The 1,772-nt window shown below is 37.8% G+C and carries 2 protein-coding genes and 1 pseudogene; all 3 read left to right on the forward strand.

All coding sequences use genetic code 11. The features are described from left to right. Positions 1–128: 128 nt before the first annotated feature. Positions 129–542, forward strand: a pseudogene (locus MF4640_RS18655) (hypothetical protein); the annotation flags it as partial. 10 nt (positions 543–552) lie between these two features. Next, entirely contained in the window at positions 553–1,299 is a 747-nt protein-coding gene (locus MF4640_RS18660) for an ATP-binding protein (protein ID WP_005401919.1), read from the forward strand. Between the two features lie 195 nt (positions 1,300–1,494). After that, on the forward strand, positions 1,495–1,772 hold a 278-nt coding region (locus MF4640_RS18665; protein WP_161944398.1), incomplete at its 3' end, for an IS1 family transposase.

Below are 1,772 nucleotides of genomic sequence, written 5' to 3' on the forward strand. Positions count from 1 at the left end.
TCTTGACTATTTTGTATTGCTCGACGCACTGCCTGTGTCGTTGTGGCGCTGCTGTGTAGAACTTGTCCCATAGTGCTTCCTTCCATTTATCTGAGAATATTGCACCATTAAAATCTGGGACTAAACACCTAGCGACTGTATGTAGCATCACAAAATTATCGCAACATACCAAAGCTAAAACTTTATTGAATACGCTGTTGGCCCTTGAATTGTTTGAAGTCGAATCTGAGCAGATTCATTCAAATTTTTTAACCAGTTTAAAAAGCCAGGCATTGCAAAATCAGCAAATGAAATCTGATAAAGCTAAAAATGCAGCTCAAGCACGTTGGGGGAAATCCGCAAGTAATGCTCAAGCATCAACTAAGCAACAAAAAGTAAATGCTCAAGCAGGTCCTGAGAAGAGCTCGAGTATTACTCAAGTTATACTTGAATCATGCCCTTCATCTTCATCTTCATCTTCATCTTCATCTTCATCTTCATCTTCATCTTCAAATTTTGAAGAAAAAAATGAGAGTTTTTTAGAAAATTCAAAATGGATTTAGGAGATCAGCCATGAATACCATCCTTAAAACACTCCAGTTTCGCGCAGAAACAACGGAAACACTTTGCCCTGCCCATCATATACCCATGATAGAAATTGCAGGTCACAGGCTCTGTAAATTGTGTGCCAAAGAAACCGTCCATCAATCACATGCAGCCTATGAGAATGAACTGCAACAGCGATTGCTAAAACAGAAAATTAAAAATTCAGGGCTCAATAAACGCTACCTGGATCGGGGCTTCAAGAATTATGTAGTTGCATGCCCTGCACAAGACAATACCATCAAACTATGTCAGGCCTTTGCACAGCAGATTATTTCTGACCACAACCCAAATATGTTGATGATTGGTACACCGGGTACAGGTAAAACCCATCTGAGTGCATCAATTATTCGCAACATTCTGCATAACAGTACAAAATCTGCGCGTTACTATACCAGTGCAGAAATTGCTCAAAAAATGATGGACACCTGGTCAGATGCTTCACGCTCTGAGAAAGAAGTTATCGACCATTTCTCCAGTTTTGATTTATTAGTGATTGATGAATATGGCCTGCATGACCGGCATGAAAAACGCCTGGAGATGGTACATAAGGTTTTGTATAGTCGTTATGACAACATGAAATCTACCCTTCTGATTTCCAATTTCACAGTCCAAAATATGCAGCGAGATTTAGGTATCCGATTATGGTCACGATTACATGAAAACAATTTGATTGTAGTACCGTGTTATTGGGATGATCAGCGGATAACCAAATAATACGACTCTTTACTTAAGCCAATTATCTCGCTGAAATAATTGGCTTTTATAATTAGATTTTTCAAAATTGCATTAATTGCATATTCTTATTAAATGGACAGATATTCTTATTTGAAGCTAAACACCCGTTCTTATTTGGTGGTGTTTCAAAAAGTATGCTGAAAAAAATAATATGGCTTTTGATAAAATAGAGGTATGAAAATAACGCTACAAATCAAATGTCCTACCTGTCTAAGTAACAATATAAAGAGAAATGGCATCAAAGTAGATGGGAAACAAAACCATCAATGCAAAGATTGCAAACGTCAGTTTATTGGTGCTCATGCATTAAGCTATCAAGGGTGTAACTCAGGTATTACCGGCAAGATATTACATTTAATGATCAGAGGAAGCGGTGTAAGAGATATTGCTGAAGTCGAGCGTATCAGCATTGGCAAGGTATTACGAACCTTAAGTGAATCGATCTATCAGAT

The sequence above is a fragment of the Acinetobacter sp. MF4640 genome (assembly GCF_002018895.1).
GTDB lineage: Bacteria > Pseudomonadota > Gammaproteobacteria > Pseudomonadales > Moraxellaceae > Acinetobacter > Acinetobacter johnsonii.